The sequence below is a fragment of the Corynebacterium sp. 401_CJEI genome, from assembly GCF_001076435.1.
GTDB lineage: Bacteria > Actinomycetota > Actinomycetes > Mycobacteriales > Mycobacteriaceae > Corynebacterium > Corynebacterium jeikeium_D.
Genome location: NZ_JVIP01000042.1, coordinates 1 through 20,357 on the forward strand (window position 1 = coordinate 1; position 20,357 = coordinate 20,357).

The following is a 20,357-nucleotide window of genomic DNA, read 5'->3' on the forward strand; positions in this document are numbered from 1 at the left end:
CTCACGGCGGTAACACGGGTTCAAATCCCGTACGGGGTACAAAGTTACTCCCCAGTCAGTCGGCTGGGGAGTTTTTGTTTTTTAAGAATCGAGGCGACTATGACCAGGGGCGACTATGACCAGTGAACGTTTCGCACGACTGAAGCTTCTCCTAGGGGAGGAGGGGCTAGAAACGTTAGCTGAATCTACCGTCATGGTTGTCGGACTCGGAGGCGTGGGGTCGAGTTGTGCCGAAGCTCTTGCCCGAGGCGGCGTGGGCAACCTCATCTTGATCGACGGTGATGTCGTGGAGCCGAGCAATCTCAACCGTCAGGCGCTGGCTTTTGTCTCCACGATTGGCCGGGTCAAAGCCGAGGTCATGGAGGCGATGGTTGCCGATATCAACCCGGATTGTACGACCTATGCCCGCCAGATTTTTCTCACACGCGAAAACCTGGCGGAGACCTTCGAGCAGTTCCCGCGTCCGGATTACATCATCGACGCTATCGACGATGTCACCGGCAAGATTGAGATCGCGCAGTGGTGCGCGGAAAATCGTGTCCACCTCATTTCCGCTATGGGCGGCGGAAATAAGCTCGACCCAGCTCGGCTGACCTTCTCGAAAATCAATAAGACAAAGGTCTGTCCGCTGGCGAAGGTCGTCCGTCAGGTGTGTATCCGCCGACGCATTCGCGGTCTTGAGGTGCTGTACTCATCCGAAGAGCCAGTGAGAATTGCGGACAAGGGCAGCGGTACCAAGGCGGAAACCCTCGGTACCATGAGCTACATACCGCCAATCATGGGGCAGATGCTGGCCGGAAAGGTCATTCGCCGTCTGCTCGGGTTCGAGGAAACCCCGCTGGCCCCGCGCATCGGCGGTCCGGCCGACGAAAACCAGCCACCAACGGAAAAATGATGCGGCTCATCGATACCCACTTTCACTACGATTTCCTGCCACCGGCTTCGCGCGAGTGCTTCAAAGCCGATATTGCGCAGGAAGGCGTGGAGATCATCGCGCAGACAGTCCGCCCCTCCGGATTTGTCGAGCTAGAGCGCGAAAATCTCCCCATGGCCGCAGTCGGCTATCACCCGTGGTATATCGACGGCAACTACGAGCGCGAGCTTGAGATATTTCGCGAGGCCCTTCCACACACCCGTTTCGTCGGTGAGATTGGCTTGGACTTCGCGCCCCGCAGGCTTGACGACGTTCCCGCCGAGACTCAAATCCATGTCCTCACCGGCATCCTCGATGCTGTCCAAGCTTCGAGCCAGCCGCATATCCTGTCCATTCACACAGTCCGCAGCGCCGATACGGTGCTTGATCTGCTGGAACCACGCTTGGACTCCGGCAAAGGGGTAGGGCTCGGTCAGAATCTCGTGCCCATCTTTCACCGTTTCGGTGGCACCAACGATGAGCTGACCAGGCTTATCCGAGCCGGTGGCTACATCTCCGTCAATCCGCTCATGTTGCGGACCAAACGCGGACGGGCCTATGTGTCGCAGGTGCCCGTCGATAGGCTTTTGCTGGAAACTGACCTTCCGCGCGAGCCCGGAAGCGGTGATGCGGCGGAGGCGGTCTCTGCCGAGGTCATCGCCGCGTTGCGGGACACTGTCGCCGAAGTTGCGACTTTGCGAAGAATGGATGAAGCGGAGCTTAAAAACGCATTGGCAGAAAATGCGGAAACACTTGGAATTTAGTGCTTTGACCTGGTGATTTGCAGTTACTATCCACGTCTAGTGTATTGTTTAACAAGTCCGCAGCGCGCGGATGAAAGTTCTAAGCCCCGTTCGTCTAGCGGCCTAGGACGCCGCCCTCTCACGGCGGTAACACGGGTTCAAATCCCGTACGGGGTACAAAGATATATAGAGACAAGAGCCTTCACTCGTAATCGAGTGGAGGCTCTTGTCTTGCTGCTCACCCCTCCACCGCGGCACTGGATTTCCACAGTCCTAGTATCGAAACTATGAAACATTCAAAACTCGTTTGTATTGGTCTCGGTCACGTCGGTTCGTATGTTCTGACATATGCCATGGAATCCGGGCTGTTCGCTGAGATTGCCACTATTGACGCAGCACCAGGCGTCGCGCATGGCGAGGCTCTGGACCAATCCCAGTCCACTGGTGTTCCCGGCACGGACTATGTCAATGTGCATGCTGGCGACTACAGCGATTGTGCTGACGCAGATATGATTATCGTCGCTGCTGGTGCGTCCATTCTCCCGGACCCGGACGACCCGGATTCCCGTCCGGACCGTGCCGGATTGGCCAAGCTCAGCGGGGAGGTGGTTCGCGATGTCATGCCGGGAATCGTGAAGCATACGCGCGATGCGATCGTCCTCTTTATTACTAATCCACTCGATGCGGTGGTGCACTTGGCACATACCGAGTTCGACTACCCCGCGGAAAAGCTCTTTGGTACCGGCACCATGCTGGACTCGGCTCGACTGCGCTGGGTGGTGGCCAAGCAGCTCGGCATCGACCCGAAGTCAGTCACTGGCTACATGATGGGTGAGCACGGGCTTACGGCTGTCCCAATTTTGTCCACACTCAATGTTCAAGGTGTGAGGTGGGCAGAACTGGAAAAATGGCATGGCACGCCGCTGCCTTCACCGCAAGAAATTCAAGATGCCGTGGTCGGGGCAGCTTACGATGTTCTCAATGCCAAGGGCTGGACTAATGCCGGTGTTGCACGCTCCGCTTTGGAAATTGCCCGTGCGGTGATGCTGGATCAAAACAGCGTCCACCCGGTGTGTACACGCTTGGATGGTGAATACGGGTTGCCGGATGTCTCGCTGTCGATGCCTGCGGTGATTGGCCGAGGTGGAATCATTCGCCGTATGCCGCCACAGCTAAACAGCTGGGAGCTGGAGCGGTTGCGTGAATCTGCTCAGTACATTTTGAGCACCGTCGAGAATATGTAGAAGAAATTATGTAGATTCCACTTTTGCCGAAATAACACGGGGAAGTACTTTGCGCTCCTAAAATATTGGCATGAATTCGGCCAAGTCCACCTACGTTCCGGAGCTGACCAGCATCCGAGCCATCGGCGCGTTCGGCGTCCTGCTCACGCATGCCGCGTTTTGGACGGGCAATTACACCGGCGATTGGTGGGGGCGCCTCAACGGTCGATTCGAAATTGGCGTCACCATCTTCTTCGTGCTCAGTGCGGTTCTGCTCACAGGGCGCTGGCTCGGTTCGCCTGACGACGTCCCCGCGAACCGACCGGACTTGCGGAAGTATTTCACCAGCCGTGCGAAGAGAGTCCTGCCGGCCTACTGGATTGTGGTCACTGCGGCCTTTCTGATTCACACTGCAGACGAGCCACCACCATCTGGTGGAGGGCTACAGGGCTGGTTGCGCACGATGTCGTTTACCCAGACGCTCCAATTCGGCTGGATTCACCCGGGCTTGCCGCAGATGTGGTCGATGGTGGTGGAAGTCGGCTTCTACTTGGTATTGCCGCTGGTGGGGCTTGGCATCTGGACGATCACAAAGGGGCGGCTGCGGCCTGGTCCAACGTTGGCCATCATTATTGGTTTTGGCCTTATTGGACCGGTCTGGACTGTGCTGTCGCATCAGGAAGGGCTGCTGCCGGTAGTGGCACGGCTGTGGCCGATGGCGTATTTCGACTGGTTCGCCATCGGAATGCTGCTGGCTTACGGGCGAAAAGTTGGCTGGCGCGTCAATTTGGCGGCCAGCTGGCTGATAGCGCTAGTCCTGTTTTTCCTATCCACAACCACTCACGTGGGGCCAGCAACCTTGGTGCCGGATGATGTCGACCAGGCGTTGTGGAAGACCACGCTGTATGGTCTGTCTGCCGGCGCATTCGTGGCTCCGATTGCGCTGGGTACGGAGGTAAGGTGGCTTCGTCATCCAGCCATGATTTGGTTGGGAGAAGTCTCTTACGAGTTCTTCCTCGTTCACGTGTTGGTCATGGACTGGGTAATGAGCTTGATGGGTTATCAGACCTTCCAGGGTTCGATGTTGGCAGTGGCAATTGTCACCACTGCCATCGCCCTGCCACTGTCGTGGCTGCTGCGCCGCATCACTGATGTACTAACGCGGAGACCAGAGCCTGAGAGCCCATGGGCTGCCTACTGATCGTCGTCGTCAAGCGGGCCGAGCTCAGCAACGAGCACTTCCTGCGCGACCTTCATCGCGGACAGTGCGGCCGGTGCGCCGCAGTAACCGGAAGCGTGGACGATGGCTTCGGTGATCTCGGTGCGGGTCAGACCGTTGGCGAGGGCGCCCTTGATGTGGCCGCGCAGTTCCTCGGTGGCTCGCAGAGCGACGAGCATTCCAATGTTGAGCAGAGAGCGATCGCGCTTGGCCAGCCCTTCGCGGCTCCAGACAGAACCCCAGACTGTGGCGGTGATGTGCTTCTGCAGGGTCTCTCCGTCGGAGCCAGCATTGCGGGAGAGGGCGGCATCGACGAATTCGTCGCCCATTACCTCGCGGCGGATTTGGATACCGGCATCGTAGCGGTCGGAGGAAAAGAGTTCATCATTCGAATTGCTCATGCTTGCTAAGTATAGGACTAGCAATGCGGATAAATTCCGAAATGTCCCCACTAGCTTTACTGCCACGACGCATAACCACGCTGAGGTTGCGAGTAAAAACGGTGTCGGTGGGGACGATGACGATGCGCCCGAGCGTTACCTGATCGCGAATTGCGCCGCGGGCGATGATTGTTGGCGCTGCCAGCGCAATCATTCCAGCGCGCTGTGCTGAAAGGGAGCCAAATTCTCCGGCGGGTTCGGTGAGAGTGCCCAGTGCATCTTCCACCACCTGTCGGCTACCGGAACCCGGTTCGCGAATAACGAGTGGCGTCGCGCGCAGTTCCTCGGCGGATATCTCGGCCCGCTCAGCCCACAAATGCCCAGTCGGCACGGCGAGGACCAGTTCGTCGGTGCCGATGATTCGTTCTTCGAGGTCGTGCCGACCAGCCTCGCCCTCTACCAGGCCGAAGTCCACCGCACTGTCGGCTACTAGTTGCCGCACCTCACGGGAGTTTGCCTGCACCATCGAAAGTTTGACTGCGGGATGTTGCCGGTGGAACTCTGCGGCCCAGCCGGGGTAGTAGAGCTCAGCGACAGTGTTGGACACCGCAAGGGTGAGGTGGCGGGGAACATTGTCGGAACGCAAGCTGGCGGCAATGCCCGAAAACTTGTGGCAGGCGGCGAGGAGGTCTGGGAGAGCGTCGATAAGCACTTGCCCTTTTTCTGTAGGGGAGACGCCGTAAGGGGAGCGTTCGAAGACTGTGATTCCCAGCGCTCTTTCCGCCCGTGCGATGCGTGCGGACATGGTCTGCTGGTTGGTGCCGAGCTCACGCGCGGCCTTCGAGATCGACCCCGCACGGGCGACGGTGAAAAGTGCTTCGAGTTCGGCCACAGCGGAGGGGTACATGCATCAATGGTACCCCTCACAGAGTTTCGTGATAGCGGTGACTGCAGCAAGAACAAATACGGTATGGGCATGACCAACTCTCCTCGCAGTGATGTGCTTGCGCCCGCCGGGCCTGCGTGGGCAGGATCGCTGATGGGCACCTCCATCTTCGCCACGCTTGCGCACATTCATGACGTGCCGGTGGTTCCGGAACTGCTTCTCGTCGTGGCAGTTGGCATTCTCGGTTTCATAGTGGTCGGTTGGTTGCGATTTCGAAACCCGGCTTTTCACTCGAAGTTGCAGGCGCCGTGGGGCATGTTCGCGATGGGCATTATGTCTCTCGGGAGCGCCGCAAGCTCGTTGTTTAACGATTCTGTGTGGCAGCTGGCGTCCTGGTGGATTGGCGCGCCGCTGGCAATCTACGTCAGTCTTCGTCAACTGCGAGGATTCGAAGGCGAGCCGACTTTTCAGTGGGGCCTTGCACTGGTCGCCCCGATGGTGGCGGCGACAAGCGGCGCGCAGCTGAGCGTTGGCTACGGCACGTTCTATCAGGTCTGCGCACAAATACTCTTCTGTATGGCGCTGATTACAGTTCTGCCGGTTTTCGTACGTTGCTACGTCGCGCTGTTCTCCGGCACCATGCGTATCCCCGATTCCATCGCCGGTACTGCCTGGATTCCGCTCGGATTGGTCGGTCAGTCCACGGCCGCTGCCCAGCTGCTTTTCAACCGAACCTTCGCTGTCGCTTACGGTTCCACCGTGCTCATTGTCGGTGTCTTCCTCGTCGCCATTGCTTTACGACGATTCACCCGCGCCGTAATCCGTTGGGCGGGATACAGCCCTGGTTGGTGGGGTGCAACCTTCCCCGTGGGCACTCTGAGTCTTGGTACGCACAACCTGGGTGGCACTATCGGCGCGCAGTGGCTGTACGCCGTTAGTGCCGGACTGCTGTGTTTATTGGCTGTGCACTGGGTAGCGTGCGTGGCTCGATTTGGTTGGTGGATGCGGAGCTAGCTAGTCAAGCTCGACCCGCACCCGCCCGTTGCGGTTCTGGTCTTCTCGTGGCGCAATACCCAGCGCGGCGGCGGGGAACAGAGCCGTGACGGCAAACAGCGCGGGGAAGCCCGCAGCGGCCACAATCGCACCCGAAACCGGAGGCGTTGCAGCGTAGATAATGTTCTGGAACGTGTTCTGCGTACCCATAGCGCGTCCGGACCAGAAGGGGCCTGCGTATTCAGCAACTGCGGTGAAGGCGAGTCCATTCGGGCTGACCACAGCAACGGCCAGTGCGCAGACCAGCAAAGTTCCAAGCGTGCGCCAATCAGCCCAGCTGGCAATCATCATTGCGACAGCCAAAACAAAGGTCGCACCCGAGACCCAGCGGTAGGGGCGGATGCGAGATCGCACTCGGTCAGAGACCACACCCATCAGTGCTCGCGATCCGGCACCGAGCAGCTGCGAGACCATCACAATTGTGCCCGCCGTGCCATCGGAGTACCCCACAGACAGCAACCACACCAGAATGTAGGCACCCATCATCGACTGCGGCCAGGACAGCAGCGCCGAGGCGATGTGGATGCGCACGAGGTACTTGCCGTCCCGGTAGGGGCTGGCCGTGACGGTGGGGTTCGAGGCATCAGGGCGAGGGGGATTCTTCACGCCTATCAGTACAAGCAACGCCAGCACGGCGCACAGGATTGCGGGCATCGCGAGTGCGACTCCGATGCTGTAATTCTGCGCGAGAGGGTGCAGGGTTACCGCTGATAGTGCAGCGCCGAGGGGCTGAGCCATTTGGCGAATGCCCATCGCAGTGCCGCGCTGATGCGGTGGGTACCAGCCCGACACCACGCGGCCGGATGCCGAATTCACGCTCGCCGCCGCACACCCGGCGAGAAAGAGCGTGGCCCCGAGCAGAGCCGGGCTTGACGACGAAGCTAGCGCCGCAAGCCCCGTCGTTAAGGCAGTAGAGGTCAGGCCGGCGAACAGAGCTGCGCGTTCGCCATAGCGGTCGACAAACCAGCCCCAGGCGATGAGCGTGAAGACAATACCGGCCGCCGGCATTGCTGCGACGAGGCCGGCGGCGGAGAGGCTTAAGCCGTTTTCCTGTAGGGATGGGATGAGAAAAGGCACACCCATGTGAACGACGGACGAACCGACCGCCGCGAACATGGACAGAAGAAGGACAAGGTGACGGTAAGCGGGCATTACAGTCGGGAGCTCATCTCTTCAGCGGCGCCGAGAACCTTTGCGCCCCAGCATTCGTAGGGCGACGGAGTCATGCGCTCCACGGGGCCGGAGACGGATAGGACTGCAATCATGCGCTGGTTGCTGTCGAAAACCGGGGCGGAGACGGAGGCAAGTGCGGGGTCGCGCTCACCCATGGACTCGGACCAGCCGAGACGTCGGCAGTCGTCGAGGTCCTGTTGGTTGAAGTCGGCGTCGGGAAGCATTCGCTCAGCGAGGTTGGCCGGGCCAAAGGCCAGGAGAACACGTGCGGCGGAGCCGGCGGTTAGCGGCATGCGAGAGCCAACTGGCACGGTGTTGCGCAGTCCGGTGGCGGGCTCCATGGAGGCAATACAGGTGCGGGTATCGCCGGTGAGACGGTAGAGCTGCACGGACTCTCCGGTTACCTCTACTAGCTTCGGCAGGATGTGCGCTGCGGCGTCGGCAAGCAGGTCGGTTGTGACAGGCGTGATCTCGGTGAGGCCGGGGCCCGTCGTCCAGCGGCCGTCCGGAGTGCGGGTGACAAGGCGGTGTACTTCCAACGCCGTGGCCAGCCGATGGGCGGTGGCGCGGGGCAGGCCGGTGTCGTCACAGAGCTCGGCGAGGGTGCGTGGAGTTTCTGCAACAGACTTGAGAATGAGTACCGAACGGTCGAGAACCTTAATGCCACTTAGAGCTGGCGTCTCGGATGTGCTAATCTGTCCCATGCCATGATATTAACATCTCATTCCTTGAGATAAAAGAGATATATCCGGAAGGCGGCTCACCCACTATGCGCACCACGGACACCAGCCCGAAGACTCTGGCCGAGAAAGTCTGGCATGACCACGTAGTCAAGCAAGGCGACAACGGCGAACCAGATCTGATTTATATCGATCTGCACCTCGTCCACGAGGTTACCTCGCCGCAGGCTTTTGATGGCCTCCGTCTGGCAGGGCGCAAGGTACGCCGCCCGGATTTGACCATCGCAACCGAGGACCACAACGTTCCGACCACTGTCGCCGGCGGCAAAATCAATCTGATTGAGGAGCCGACCTCTCGTACCCAGATTGCCACACTGCGCAAGAACGCCGAGGAGTTCGGTATCCGCCTGCATCCGATGGGCGACCGCGAACAGGGTATCGTGCACGTCGTCGGCCCACAGCTGGGCCTGACTCAGCCGGGCACCACCGTCGTCTGTGGTGACTCGCATACCGCAACCCACGGTGCTTTCGGTGCTATGGCCTTCGGTATCGGTACCTCGGAGGTTGAGCACGTTCTGGCTACCCAGACCCTGCCGCTGAAGCCTTTCAAGACCATGGCGGTCAACGTCACCGGCGAACTGCAGGATGGTGTTACCGCCAAGGATTTGATTCTGGCGATTATCGCCAAGATTGGCACCGGCGGTGGTCAGGGCCACGTTATTGAGTACCGCGGCGAGGCCATCGAGAAGCTGTCGATGGAAGCCCGCATGACCATTTGCAACATGTCCATCGAAGCCGGTGCCCGTGCCGGCATGATTGCTCCGGACGAGACCACCTTCGAATACCTGAAGGACCGCCCGCACGCGCCGCAGGGCGAGCAGTGGGACGAGGCAGTCGAATACTGGAAGTCCCTGGTTACTGACGAGGACGCGAAGTTCGACAAGGTCGTTGAAATCGACGGTTCCGCGCTGACTCCATTCGTTACCTGGGGTACTAACCCTGGCCAGGGCGTGCCGCTGGGGGAGACCGTGCCAGATCCGGAGTTCATCGCTGAGGACTCCGACCGCATCGCGGCCGAACGCGCACTGGAGTACATGGATCTGAAGCCGGGCACCCCGATGCGCGACGTCAACGTTGATGTTGTCTTTGTCGGCTCCTGCACCAACGGCCGCATCGAGGACATGCGCGCCGTCGCCGACGTGCTGAAGGACCGCAAGGTTGCCGACGGCGTCCAGATGCTCATCGTGCCGGGCTCCGCAAAGGTCCGCGCGCAGGCTGAAGAAGAGGGACTGGGCAAGATCTTTGAAGAAGCAGGCGCTGAATGGCGTATGCCGGGCTGTTCCATGTGCTTGGGCATGAACCCGGACCAGCTGACTCCAGGCCAGCGTTGCGCTTCGACCTCCAACCGCAACTTCGAGGGCCGCCAGGGCAAGGGTGGTCGCACCCACCTGGTCAGCCCTGCCGTCGCCGCAGCTACCGCCGTCGCCGGTCACTTCGCAGCACCGGCTGATCTCTAACTGACTCTCACTGCCGATCTTTGCACAACAGAACCAAGCAGAACTTCTAAGGACCTTTCACCATGGAAAAGTTTGATACTCACACCGGCGTCGGCGTTCCCCTGCAGCGATCCAACGTCGACACCGACCAGATCATCCCGGCCGTCTACCTAAAGCGCGTCACCCGCACCGGATTCGAGGATGGCCTGTTCAGCAACTGGCGCAACAATGAGTCCGACTTTGTGCTCAACCGCCCGGAGTACGCAAAGGGCTCCGTCCTCGTAGCAGGGCCGGACTTCGGTACCGGTTCTTCCCGTGAGCACGCCGTGTGGGCACTGATGGACTACGGCTTCCGCGTCGTCATCTCCTCCCGCTTCGCCGACATCTTCCGCGGAAACGCGGGCAAGGCGGGGTTGCTCGCCGCACAGATGCAGCAGTCCGATGTCGAGCTGCTGTGGAAGCTGCTGGAAGCTAACCCGGGCATGGAGCTCACCGTCAACCTGGAGACCCGCACCGTCGAGGCAGGTGAGCAGGTCTTCCCGTTCGAGGTCGACGACTACACCCGCTGGCGTCTGATGGAAGGGCTTGACGACGTCTCCCTGACCCTGCGTAACGAAGCGGACATTGTGGCCTACGAGGAGAGTCGTCCGGCCCACAAGCCTAAGACGCTGTAGGTCAAAAAATGCTCTAGTCCAATCCGCGGTAGGCGTTAGACTTGCCGTATGTATCTGGCAATCACTAAACACTCTCGGCTCGGTGAATCTTCGCCTGCTGAATCGGCACGCGATTTGGGATTTATTTTGCGAAAGCATCCCGATCGCGTGCATGAGTCCGAGTTAAAGTTCGGTGTTGCCAGAGTCTTTTTCCCCACGGCTACCGATGCCGAATGCACGGCAGCCCTTTGGGTTGATATTGACCGTGATGAGCTGCTGAAACTCAAGCAGTACCGCGCTGATACGTTCAATCTGACCGGCTACATCAATGACCGGCAATGGGCCGCGTCATCGCTTATGACAGTGGCGCTGAAGTCCGTCTTCTCCACGGCGATGGTCATGGAAAAGCCCTCGCCTTACGACGAAACCCCGAGCGACCTCACCGCGACAGTCGCCGCGGTACCCGGCACCGAGGAAGAAATCCGGGCTCTGTTCGAACCGCTGGGGTGGAACGTCGCCTGCGATTTTTCGAACAATATTGCCGGCCAGAAGTTCTCACCGACGATAACGCTTTCGGGTAGGGCAACCGTCCGCGATTTGCTCAATCACCTGTATATTCTGCTGCCCGTCCTCGACGGTGGGAAACACTATTGGGTCGATGACCGGGAAATCGACAAGCTCGCCGCGCGTGCGCAGGACTGGCTACCGGAGCACCCACAGCGGGAGAGAATCCTGGGGCGCTACCTTGCGGATCAAAAAGGCCTGGTCAACGAGGCCGTCGTGAAGCTTGCTGGGGAAGCCGGGGAAGCCGGTGCAATCGAACTGTTCAGCGGTGACCAGCCAGCCAACCCACTAAATCGACAGCGTCAAGAGCGGGTCCTGCGTGAGGTATTTAGCCTGCGCCCGCGCAGCGTTGTGGACATCGGCTGTGGTTCCGGCGTGTTGCTGGGGCCGATGCTGGAGAATCCGCGAATCGCGCAGATCGTTGGTACCGATGTTTCTGTGGGGGAGCTTCGTAAGGCGCACAAGGCGCTGAACCTAGATCGTATGCCGGAGCGCCAAGCCGCGCGGGTTGAGCTTTTCCAATCCTCGGTTACCTATGCCGATGAGCGCATCGCGAACATGGACGTGGCGATCCTGATGGAGGTCATCGAGCATGTTGATGCCGACCGACTGCCCGCGTTGGAGAACAACGTCTTTGGAGCAGCCCGGCCACAGTACGTCATCGTCACCACGCCGAACAGCGACTATAACGCGTGCTATCCAAACCTAGCGCCCGGGCAGTTCCGACACCTGGATCACCGTTTCGAGTTTAGTCGCGTGGAGTTTCGACAGTGGGCGAAGGGCGTGGCTGAGAAGTTCGGTTATCTGGTGGACTTCGACGGTATTGGGGACGTGCACGAAACCTATGGACAACCGACAGAAATGGCGGTCTTTTCCTACGACTTCACCGGAGCAGAGGAGAGCTAATTATGAGTACCATCTCACTTCCTAACCTCAGCTTGGTCATGCTGGTCGGTGTCTCCGGTGCTGGAAAGTCGACCTTTGCGGCACGACACTTTGGTCCATTTGAGGTCGTTTCCTCGGATACCTGTCGCGGCATTGTTTCCAACGATCCGAATGACCAGGCGGCGACGGCGCCTGCTTTTGAGCTGCTGGAGACGATCGTCGGCAAGCGGCTGGAAGCAGGCTTACTCACCGTGGTCGATGCGACGAATGTGAAACCGCAGGACCGCGCCCGGCTCGTGAAGCTGGCGCGCAGACACCATGCGCTCAGTGCTGCTATCGTTTTGAATCTTCCGTTGGCGGAGGTGAAGGAGCGGCACAGGCAGCGCACTGACCGCAACTTCGGAGTAGAGGTGTTGGAGCGCCAGCACCGTGACCTGCGCCGAGGGCTCAAGCACCTGAAGCGCGAGAAGATTCACAACGTTTTCATCTTGAATTCCGCGGAGGAAATCGACAACGTCACCATTGAACGTGTGCCGCTGAAGGTCGATCGCAGCGATCTCCACGGCCCTTTCGACATCATCGGCGATGTCCACGGTTGCTTCGACGAGCTGACCGCACTGCTGGAGAAGCTCGGCTACGAGCTCTCGGCGGATGGCAGCAATGCTCATCACCCAGATGGCCGCAAGACCATTTTCGTTGGTGACCTCGTTGACCGCGGCCCCAATAGCCCAGCCGTCTTGAAGCTGGTCATGGGGATGGTCTCGGACGGCAATGCTCTCTGCGTGCCCGGAAACCACGACTCTAAGTTGGTGCGCGCCCTCGACGGCCACAACGTCACCACGGGCCACGGGCTGGCCGAAACGCTCACTCAGCTCGCAGGCGAAAGTGAGGAGTTCCGGAAAGACGTCCGCGACTTCATCGACCACCTGCCTGTGCACTACGTGCTTGATGACGGAGCCCTGGTCGTAGCCCACGCGGGACTGCCTGAGCACCTCCATGGCAGGGCCTCTGGAAAAGTCCGCGAGTTCGCGCTCTACGGTGCGACTACTGGCAAGCTCGATGAAAATGGCCTGCCAGAACGTCTGGATTGGGCGGCGGACTACCGCGGTGCCGCCCGTGTTGTCTATGGCCACATGGAAGCGGACCGTCTGCGCTGGGTCAATAACACCATGTGCATCGACACCGGTTGCGTATTCGGCGGTAAGCTCTCTGCACTGCGCTATCCCGAACTAGAGAACGTGCAGGTCGATGCAAAGCAGACGTGGTGGGAGGCCCCATCCCGCAAGACCACCAACCGACCGGAGTCCGAGCTGCGTATCACTGACGTGTTAGACGTCGATGGTATCCAGACTGGGCGCCATGGACGCATCCGCATTGATAGTGGCCGCGCGGCTGCAGCGCTGGAAACCATCAGCCGTTTCACGCTCGCGCCGGAGAGAATTCCTTACCTGCCACCGACCATGTCACCGGCGCCGACCTCACAGCGGGAAGGCTTCCTGGAACACCCGGAGGAGGCATTCCGCTACTACGCTGAACACACTGACCAGGTCATTTGTCAGGAAAAGCACATGGGTTCCCGAGCTGTGCTCTGCCTGATTCGGCCAGGAGCAAAGACCCGTTTCGGTGCTAGCACCTACGCATATACCCGTACCGGACGCGCCTTCTTCGACGGTAAGAATCCAGCACTCGACGAAATGACCAAGGCCGCAGAGCGCGCCGGGCTTTTCGACCAATTCGGCGACTGGGTCCTGCTCGACGGCGAAGTATTGCCTTGGAATCTCAAGGCGCAAGGGCTTATCGACGACATCTATGCACCCACTGCTGCCGCCGGTATTGGTGCTGCCAGACAGCTCGCGGCCGCTCTGCAGGCAGCTACCGGCAGGAGAATAGAGGTCGGCGGTCCCGCTCCAGAACAGACTCTGGACGAGCTCGAGAAGTTCCGCGCTGCTTACAACCGCTATGTCGACAGCGACAACAAGATTCAGTTCGCACCCTTCCAAGTGCTGGCAAGTGAGGATGCCACCTGGCACTACAAGCCGCACTCATGGCACTTGGATATCGCGAACCAGCTGGTAGCAGCTGACAGTGAGATCTACCGGCAGACGCGCTGCTTCGTCCTCGACCCCAGTGACCCGGAACAGGTGGAGGCCGCATCGCAGTGGTGGTTGCAACTGACAGAGTCGGGCGGGGAGGGGGCCGTCGTCAAGCCAATGGAAAACGCGGCAGTGGACCGCCAGGTGCAGCCCGGTATGAAGGTGCGGGGGCGGGAGTATCTGCGCATGATCTATGGGCATGACTACCTGCACCCGCAGCGTCAAGAGCAGTTGAAGCGGCGAAATCTGCAGCACAAGCAGTCCTCAGCGCTGCGCGAGTATGCCCTCGGCATTGAGTCGCTGGAACGTCTAGCGGCGGGCGAGCCTCTGCATCGAATCCACGTCCCTGTCTTCGGCGTGTTGGCGCTGGAGTCAGAGCCGATGGATCCGAGGTTGTAGGACCTACTTCACCGGCAGCGCCGAGGCGTAGTAATCAGCCGTGGTCATCACACCGTCGTTGAAGCCCAGCACCCAGGCAGAGCCCTTCTTGCACAAGATTTCCTCGTCGAATGGCAGGGTGCCCTCAGCGGACCAGGCGGCAAGTAGGTCTGGGATGGTGATGCCCTGAGAGCAGATCACGCTGACTCCGCCGAGCGCGACAATGTCCTCGAAGGCCTTCTTGGACTCCACCTGGTTGGCAATCCAGTGCTCGTCGCCAAGCCGTTCGTCGACTGTGACCTGCATGCCCAGCTCTGCGGCGAGTGGCGCGACGGTGTCCTGGCAACGCACGGGCTCGGCGGAGTAGACCCGCTCGGGGCGGAAGCCTTCCAGGGCAGAGACGAGCAGTTCCGCTTGACGACGTCCCTTCTTATCCAGTGGCCGCAGTGCATCATTGCCGTTCCAGTTGGTGCGACGGTGCGCACGCCCATGGCGAACCAGAATGAGACGGGTGTCCGGTTCCTTGTTCATGCGCTTGCGGGCCTTGACCAGCACGTCGCGGTCGAGGTCGTAGGACAGTAGCTCCTCGGCTTCGTCCCAGGAGACCCAACGAAGCTCGTTGACCTCGGAGTTCTGTTCGAATTCGCCGTCTAGAACCTCAGCGGTCCAGTACCAGACCAGCTTCGTGCGTCCGGCGACAGGGTAAGAGACGTTGCCGACGAGCTTGCCCAGACGGACGCGGTAACCGGTCTCTTCCCAGATTTCGCGGACGGCGGTGGCAATGAGGTTCTCGCCGGCGTCGAGCTTGCCTTTCGGCAGCGACCAGTCGTCGTAGGAGGGACGGTGAATCACGCAGATTTCAGGGTTGTGGACATCGCCGCGCCATAGAACCGCGCCGGCCGCGAAGGTCGGCTTGGTGACATCCTGACCTGGCTTCGTTGGAATCTGGCGCAGGCGACCGGTCACGGAGGTATCGCCCTTGAGGTCCTTGTCCTCTTCGTGCATCATCGTGAATTCCCTTTCAATCCTTTGTCGCCGACCTAGTTTAGTATCGCAGTGTGAGAACGTCTCGCTAGACTTGTTGGAGATTAGAGACTAACGGAGGAAGGTCGCGGCGATGGTGCAGGTTTCAGTGATGGGTGCGGGCTCGTGGGGCACGACGCTCGCCAAGGTTTTTGCTGATGCGGGCAATCCTGTACGGCTGTGGTCGCGACGTGCGGAGCAGGCACAGCGTATTGAGATCAGCCGCGAAAACCACGACTACCTGCCTGGTCTGGGGCTGCCGCGCAACATCGAAGCCACCTCGGATGCAGAGGCCGCGCTGAAGGGCGCGGATGTGGTGGTGCTGGGCGTGCCCTCGCAGACTCTGCGTGACAACCTCAAGGTCTGGAAGGACTTCATCGGGCCGGAGACGATTCTGCTCAGCCTGGCCAAGGGTGTGGAGCGCGAGACACATCTGCGCATGAGTGAGGTCATTGCGGAGGTCACAGACCTGCCAGCAGAGCGTATTGCGGTGCTGTCCGGCCCGAACCTCGCCCGCGAAGTTGCGATGGAGCAGCCAGCGGCAACGGTGATTGCTTGCGCCGATGAGAACAACGCCAAGATGATTCAGGCGGCAGTTGCCACTAATTACTTCCGCCCGTACACCAACACCGATGTGATCGGCTGCGAAATCGGCGGTGCCTGCAAGAACGTCATTGCGTTGGCCTGCGGTATGGCCGCTGGTCAAGGATTGGGTGAGAACACGCTGGCAACCATTATCACCCGTGGCTTGGCGGAAATCACGCGTCTGGGCGACGCGGTTGGTGCAGAAGATAAGACTTTCGCGGGATTGGCGGGCCTCGGTGACTTGGTGGCCACTTGTTCCTCGCCGCTGTCGCGTAACCGTACCTTCGGCGATCGTCTCGGTCGCGGTGACACGATGGAGCAGGCGCAGCACGCTACGCGCGGTCAGGTGGCTGAGGGTGTGATTTCTTCAATCTCGGTCCGTGACCTCGCTCGTCGCAATGGCGTGGAAATGCCAATTACTGAGGCCGTTTACGCCGTCTGCCACGAAGGCGCGAAGGTCGATGAGACAATTCGCAAGCTGATGGGGCGCAGCCGCAAGTCGGAGTAACCACTTAAACGAGGTCGGGGCTAAACTTAGTCACCATGACTTCGTCGAATAGCTCGTCTGCAGATCGCATTTCCGTCGCCGTCATCTACGGCGGCGCAAGCCCTGAACACAGTGTTTCCTGTGTCTCGGCCGGCGCAATTATGGATCACCTGGATGAAGACCGCTTCCGAGTGGTTCCCATTGGTATTACCAAGGATGGTGTCTGGACCGTCGGCACGCGTGAGACGGATACGCTGCGCACGCAGGGGCGTACGATGCCTGAGGTCATCCCGGGCGAGGAGGTTGCGCTGAGCACCTCGCCGTCACGCCGCGGTGAATTCCGCTTCGTCACCGGTGATCGCGCCGGCGAGGTTTTCGACACCGTCGACGTTATCTTCCCGGTCCTCCACGGTCCGCACGGCGAGGACGGCACGATTCAGGGGCTCTTTGAGCTTTCCGGCATTGCTTATGTCGGCCCGGGCGTGCTCGCTTCCGCTGCGGGAATGGATAAGGAACGCACGAAGAATCTCTTGCAGGCAGCGGGGCTTCCTATTGGCAAGCAGGTTGTTTTGCATGTCGGCGAGTCGCTTTCCGACGAGGACAAGGAGACCCTTGGCCTGCCGGTGTTCGTTAAACCTGCCCGTGGTGGATCGTCGATTGGTATCTCCCGCGTCGATGATTGGGCGAATCTGGATGCGGCGGTAGAGCTGGCCCGAGAGCACGACTGGAAGGTCATTGTAGAGGCCGGTGTAGACGGCGCCGAAGTGGAGATTGGTGTGCTGCAGCGCGCTGACGGCAGCCTGCAGGTATCAGTTCCGTCGTTGCTGCGTGGCACGGAGGACTCTGACGAGGGCTTCTACGGTTTTGAGACCAAGTACTTGGATGATGTCGTCTCGGCGCAGATCCCGGCTGAGCTGCCGGAGGGTGTTTTGAAGGCACTGGACACGGATGCTCGTCGGGCGTTCAGGGCACTGGGCTCTGATGGGCTGACTCGCGTGGACTTCTTTGTCACGGATAATGGCCCGATTATCAATGAGGTCAACACCATGCCGGGCTTTACCCCGATTTCGATGTACCCGCAGATGTTTGCGGCTTCCGGTGTTGCCTACGAGGAGCTGCTCAGCGCCCTGATTGAGCGGGCGCTAGTAGCTCGTCGATAGAAGTTGGTTCTTACTTTTCTTCGCTCGGCGAGATGTTCTCCAGGTTGTCCGCGATGACCGAGGAGAGCACCGGCATCAGTGAGCTGGCCTCCGACATCGGCATTTCAACGGCGACGAAGCGCTCCCGGCCCATGGCGTACCAGGTGGCGGAGGTACCGGAGGAAAGCGTTGGTTCGTTGAACCAGACAATGTCGCCAACCTGCGTCAGCTGCTGCGTGGTGGTGCTATAGCCAGCCGGCTCGTCGACACCACAGCGCAGCACCACCGGATCGGCTGGGGTGCCGCCCCAAATGACCATGTCCTTCGGCATGTCAGCCGGCATTTCCTCTGCGCTCAGACGGTGACGGTTGCCAAGCTCGCGGGGGAGGGCAGCCTCCAAGCCGCTGCAGCGCCTATCAGCTTCCGGAGCTGCCAGTTCTACCAGTGGGACGCCGCCGCGCTCCGGCTTGTTCTTGTACGCGGAGTCCGGGCGCAGCGCCTCGGCGAGGTCACTCAGGGCATCCTCCGCCTCTGCATTTCCTTCGGCGGTAATTGCAACAACCGGTTCGCGCCCGACGGTGAACCAAGTCGCCAAAGACTCGTCGGTACTGTCGACAACACGCAGCCACGAAATGCCCTTGACCTCTTCGGTCTTAGCCAGTTCGTTGTACTGGCTAGGTACGTTCGCGCCACAGCGCAGCGTGATGCGGTCTTGTTCCAAGTTTCGGTACACAGCGGCACCTTCTGGAGCTGGCTCTGCAATGTCGGCGCGAACCAGACCTGCGGCGCGATCTGGCAGTCGGTCGAGCAGTTCCGCACACTCGGGCGAGTCATTGGCGGGGAGCTCCGGGTTGGAAATCGCGACTGGCTTTGTCGCCTGATTATCCTGGTAAATCTTTGCGGCAAAAATGATGCCGAGGATAGAGATAATGGCGATAGCGAGTGCGATGCCCGCGCGTGTCCGGCTACCCTTGGACTGAACTGTTTCTCCCGATGGGGGTGCGTCTACCATGGGCCTGATTCTACGTTGTCCGGTACCAACTCCAATTGGTTGGGGGCAATACCGAGACGGGTTCCGCTATTAACGGTTAACCATCGACTATTAGGAATGTGACTCGACACTGTGACTGAATTGACCATTGGCGATATTGGCGAGTTTGGGGTCATTGAGGCCATCCGGGCTATCGCCCCGTCGGCACGCAATGGCGACGATGCCGCCGTCTTGACACAGACAACCCCCAACGCCCGTTTTGTCACTTCCACCGACATGTTGGTGGAAGGGCGCCATTTCCGCCTGGACTGGTCGACACCTCAGCAAGTTGGAGCTAAGGCCGCAGTACAGAACTTCGCCGATATCGAATCGATGGGTGCGCGTCCAACGGCCATGCTTTTCGCCATCTCAGCACCGTTGCATACTCCGGTGAGTGTGGTCACCGGTATCGCCGAGGGGTTGTGGCAGGAAGGCAAGCAATGTCCGGCGGAGCTCGTCGGTGGTGACATGGTCAGCGGAGATTCTCTGGTGATTTCCATCAGTGCGATGGGCGAACTCGGTGGGCTTGGGCGGCCGCTGCTGCGCTCAGCGGCACGCGCGGGGGATACGGTGATTGCTTCGGGACGCATCGGCTACTCTGCTGCGGGCCTTGCGCTGCTGCAGCACTGCGGAAGCCCGGCAAAGGTTCCGAGTGAGTTTGCGCAGCTGGTGGCAGCACACTGTACGCCCGAATTTGAATATCGCAGGGGTGCCACGGCGCGAGCCACAGGTGTGCGTTCACTGACGGACAATTCCGATGGACTGGTGGTGGATCTCCGCGCTATTGCGCAGGCCTCCAGGGTTACTTTGGAAGTTGACAGCAGTGCTATTGCGCCCGATGAGTTGCAGATTGCCGCTGGTGAATACCTGGGCATCGACCCGTGGGAGTGGGTGCTCACCGGAGGGGAGGACCATACACTGATCGGTTCGACGCCGGGGGAGCCTCCGACGGGGTTCCGCGCTATCGGTACGGTGTCGAAGGAAAAGTTCGATTCGGTGCTTATCGACGGCAAACCTCCTGCCCGCGATGCCGGTTGGGTTTCCTTTTAAGAGTTCGAAGAGGTTTTGAGAAGAAAGGCTGCATGACATGGATCCGTTGCCGGTCGAAGAAGGGTGGCAGAAGGCGCTGGAGCCAGTGGCCGATGACATCCACCGGATGGGGCAGTTCCTGCGCGAGGAGAACGCGGCCGGCTACGGTTACCTGCCCGCGGGCACCGATGTGCTGCGCGCCTTTACTTATCCATTCGATGAGGTCAAGGTGCTCATTATCGGTCAGGACCCGTACCCGACCCCGGGGCATGCGATGGGGCTTAGCTTCTCGGTCCAGCCGGATGTGAAGCCGGTACCGCGGTCGTTGGCGAATATTTTTAAGGAGTACTCCTCCGACCTGGGGCTCCCGACTCCCTCCAACGGTGACCTCACTCCGTGGAGTAGGCAGGGCGTGGCCCTGTTCAACCGTGTACTGACCGTGCGCCCGGGTGCTGCTGCCTCGCACCGCGGTAAGGGCTGGGAGGCAATCACGGAGCATGCCATCAAAGCATTGGTCGCCCGTGATCAGCCTCTCGTGGCCATTCTGTGGGGACGCGACGCGCAGAGTTTGCAGCGTTGGCTCCCCGGCGTGGACTGCATCTGTTCGCCGCACCCGTCACCGCTGTCGGCATCCCGTGGGTTCTTCGGGTCGCGTCCGTTCAGCCGGGCCAATGAGTCGCTGATTCGTCAGGGAGCTACCCCTATCGACTGGACGCTAGAATAGG

Annotated in this window: 19 protein-coding genes and 1 tRNA gene; 14 read left to right on the forward strand and 6 right to left on the reverse strand. The window is 60.2% G+C overall.

Features of this window, described 5'->3' with window-relative positions:
- Window positions 1-115: 115 nt before the first annotated feature.
- The 5 genes from ADM64_RS09400 to ADM64_RS09420 all read left to right on the forward strand — a co-directional run bounded on the left by ADM64_RS09400 (window position 116) and on the right by ADM64_RS09420 (window position 4,080).
- Window positions 116-895 (forward strand): tRNA threonylcarbamoyladenosine dehydratase, encoded by a 780-nt coding sequence (locus ADM64_RS09400; protein ID WP_048735404.1) that lies wholly within the window; start codon window positions 116-118, stop codon window positions 893-895.
- A complete protein-coding gene (locus tag ADM64_RS09405) occupies window positions 892-1,677 on the forward strand; it encodes a TatD family hydrolase (protein ID WP_241482131.1) in 786 nt (261 codons plus the stop codon). The genes ADM64_RS09400 and ADM64_RS09405 overlap by 4 nt, the downstream gene beginning before the upstream one ends.
- Window positions 1,678-1,760: 83 nt before the next feature.
- A tRNA-Glu gene (locus ADM64_RS09410) sits at window positions 1,761-1,833 on the forward strand.
- A 110-nt stretch (window positions 1,834-1,943) separates the two neighbouring features.
- Window positions 1,944-2,900, forward strand: a complete 957-nt coding sequence (locus ADM64_RS09415) for a lactate/malate family dehydrogenase (protein WP_048735408.1) — start codon at window positions 1,944-1,946, stop codon at window positions 2,898-2,900.
- 70 nt (window positions 2,901-2,970) lie between these two features.
- The gene (locus ADM64_RS09420; protein WP_049194006.1) at window positions 2,971-4,080 is read left to right on the forward strand and encodes an acyltransferase family protein; all 1,110 of its coding nucleotides are present in this window, start codon (window positions 2,971-2,973) and stop codon (window positions 4,078-4,080) included.
- Here ADM64_RS09420 and ADM64_RS09425 read toward each other — a convergent pair.
- Both ADM64_RS09425 and ADM64_RS09430 read right to left on the reverse strand, forming a co-directional pair.
- Complete coding sequence (locus ADM64_RS09425; RefSeq protein ID WP_048735414.1) at window positions 4,074-4,499, reverse strand: carboxymuconolactone decarboxylase family protein; 426 nt, start codon at window positions 4,497-4,499, stop codon at window positions 4,074-4,076. The two genes, ADM64_RS09420 and ADM64_RS09425, sit on opposite strands and share 7 nt — an antisense overlap.
- A complete protein-coding gene (locus tag ADM64_RS09430) occupies window positions 4,483-5,385 on the reverse strand; it encodes a LysR family transcriptional regulator (RefSeq protein ID WP_048735417.1) in 903 nt (300 codons plus the stop codon). Before ADM64_RS09430 ends, ADM64_RS09425 begins: the two co-directional genes overlap by 17 nt.
- Window positions 5,386-5,454: 69 nt before the next feature.
- On the opposite strand from ADM64_RS09430, the gene ADM64_RS09435 reads away from it, so the two are divergent.
- The gene (locus ADM64_RS09435) at window positions 5,455-6,378 is read left to right on the forward strand and encodes a TDT family transporter (RefSeq protein ID WP_065428904.1); all 924 of its coding nucleotides are present in this window, start codon (window positions 5,455-5,457) and stop codon (window positions 6,376-6,378) included.
- On the opposite strand, the gene ADM64_RS09440 is transcribed toward ADM64_RS09435, so the two are convergent.
- Window positions 6,379-7,569, reverse strand: coding sequence for an MFS transporter (locus ADM64_RS09440; RefSeq protein ID WP_049189543.1), 1,191 nt, complete (start codon window positions 7,567-7,569; stop codon window positions 6,379-6,381).
- Window positions 7,569-8,294: an IclR family transcriptional regulator gene (locus ADM64_RS09445; protein ID WP_049171587.1), complete on the reverse strand. Its 726-nt coding sequence runs from the start codon at window positions 8,292-8,294 to the stop codon at window positions 7,569-7,571. Before ADM64_RS09445 ends, ADM64_RS09440 begins: the two co-directional genes overlap by 1 nt.
- Before the next feature lie 65 nt (window positions 8,295-8,359).
- Here ADM64_RS09445 and leuC point away from each other — a divergent pair, with 65 nt between their 5' ends.
- The 4 genes from leuC to ADM64_RS09465 all read left to right on the forward strand — a co-directional run bounded on the left by leuC (window position 8,360) and on the right by ADM64_RS09465 (window position 14,360).
- The gene (gene leuC / locus ADM64_RS09450; protein WP_049194008.1) at window positions 8,360-9,787 is read left to right on the forward strand and encodes a 3-isopropylmalate dehydratase large subunit; all 1,428 of its coding nucleotides are present in this window, start codon (window positions 8,360-8,362) and stop codon (window positions 9,785-9,787) included.
- Window positions 9,788-9,849: 62 nt separating this feature from the next.
- Window positions 9,850-10,440: a 3-isopropylmalate dehydratase small subunit gene (leuD, locus tag ADM64_RS09455; protein ID WP_049189541.1), complete on the forward strand. Its 591-nt coding sequence runs from the start codon at window positions 9,850-9,852 to the stop codon at window positions 10,438-10,440.
- A 48-nt stretch (window positions 10,441-10,488) separates the two neighbouring features.
- Complete coding sequence (locus ADM64_RS09460; RefSeq protein WP_065428902.1) at window positions 10,489-11,889, forward strand: 3' terminal RNA ribose 2'-O-methyltransferase Hen1; 1,401 nt, start codon at window positions 10,489-10,491, stop codon at window positions 11,887-11,889.
- Between the two features lie 2 nt (window positions 11,890-11,891).
- Window positions 11,892-14,360: a polynucleotide kinase-phosphatase gene (locus tag ADM64_RS09465; RefSeq protein WP_049194009.1), complete on the forward strand. Its 2,469-nt coding sequence runs from the start codon at window positions 11,892-11,894 to the stop codon at window positions 14,358-14,360.
- A 3-nt stretch (window positions 14,361-14,363) separates the two neighbouring features.
- Here the strand turns inward: ADM64_RS09465 and ADM64_RS09470 are convergent, their stop codons facing one another.
- Window positions 14,364-15,344, reverse strand: a complete 981-nt coding sequence (locus tag ADM64_RS09470) for an NUDIX hydrolase (protein ID WP_187269737.1) — start codon at window positions 15,342-15,344, stop codon at window positions 14,364-14,366.
- A 112-nt stretch (window positions 15,345-15,456) separates the two neighbouring features.
- Here ADM64_RS09470 and ADM64_RS09475 point away from each other — a divergent pair, with 112 nt between their 5' ends.
- Together ADM64_RS09475 and ADM64_RS09480 are read left to right on the forward strand one after the other, a co-directional pair.
- Window positions 15,457-16,455, forward strand: coding sequence for an NAD(P)H-dependent glycerol-3-phosphate dehydrogenase (locus ADM64_RS09475; RefSeq protein WP_049171574.1), 999 nt, complete (start codon window positions 15,457-15,459; stop codon window positions 16,453-16,455).
- A gap of 35 nt (window positions 16,456-16,490) precedes the next feature.
- The gene (locus tag ADM64_RS09480; RefSeq protein WP_049194011.1) at window positions 16,491-17,594 is read left to right on the forward strand and encodes a D-alanine--D-alanine ligase family protein; all 1,104 of its coding nucleotides are present in this window, start codon (window positions 16,491-16,493) and stop codon (window positions 17,592-17,594) included.
- 10 nt (window positions 17,595-17,604) lie between these two features.
- On the opposite strand, the gene ADM64_RS09485 is transcribed toward ADM64_RS09480, so the two are convergent.
- Complete coding sequence (locus ADM64_RS09485) at window positions 17,605-18,585, reverse strand: DUF3515 domain-containing protein (RefSeq protein ID WP_049194012.1); 981 nt, start codon at window positions 18,583-18,585, stop codon at window positions 17,605-17,607.
- Window positions 18,586-18,696: 111 nt separating this feature from the next.
- Between ADM64_RS09485 and ADM64_RS09490 the strand changes: the two genes are divergently transcribed.
- A complete protein-coding gene (locus ADM64_RS09490; RefSeq protein ID WP_049171566.1) occupies window positions 18,697-19,653 on the forward strand; it encodes a thiamine-phosphate kinase in 957 nt (318 codons plus the stop codon).
- A gap of 37 nt (window positions 19,654-19,690) precedes the next feature.
- Window positions 19,691-20,356, forward strand: a complete 666-nt coding sequence (locus ADM64_RS09495) for a uracil-DNA glycosylase (RefSeq protein ID WP_048735462.1) — start codon at window positions 19,691-19,693, stop codon at window positions 20,354-20,356.
- The last annotated feature ends 1 nt before the right edge of the window (window position 20,357 follow it).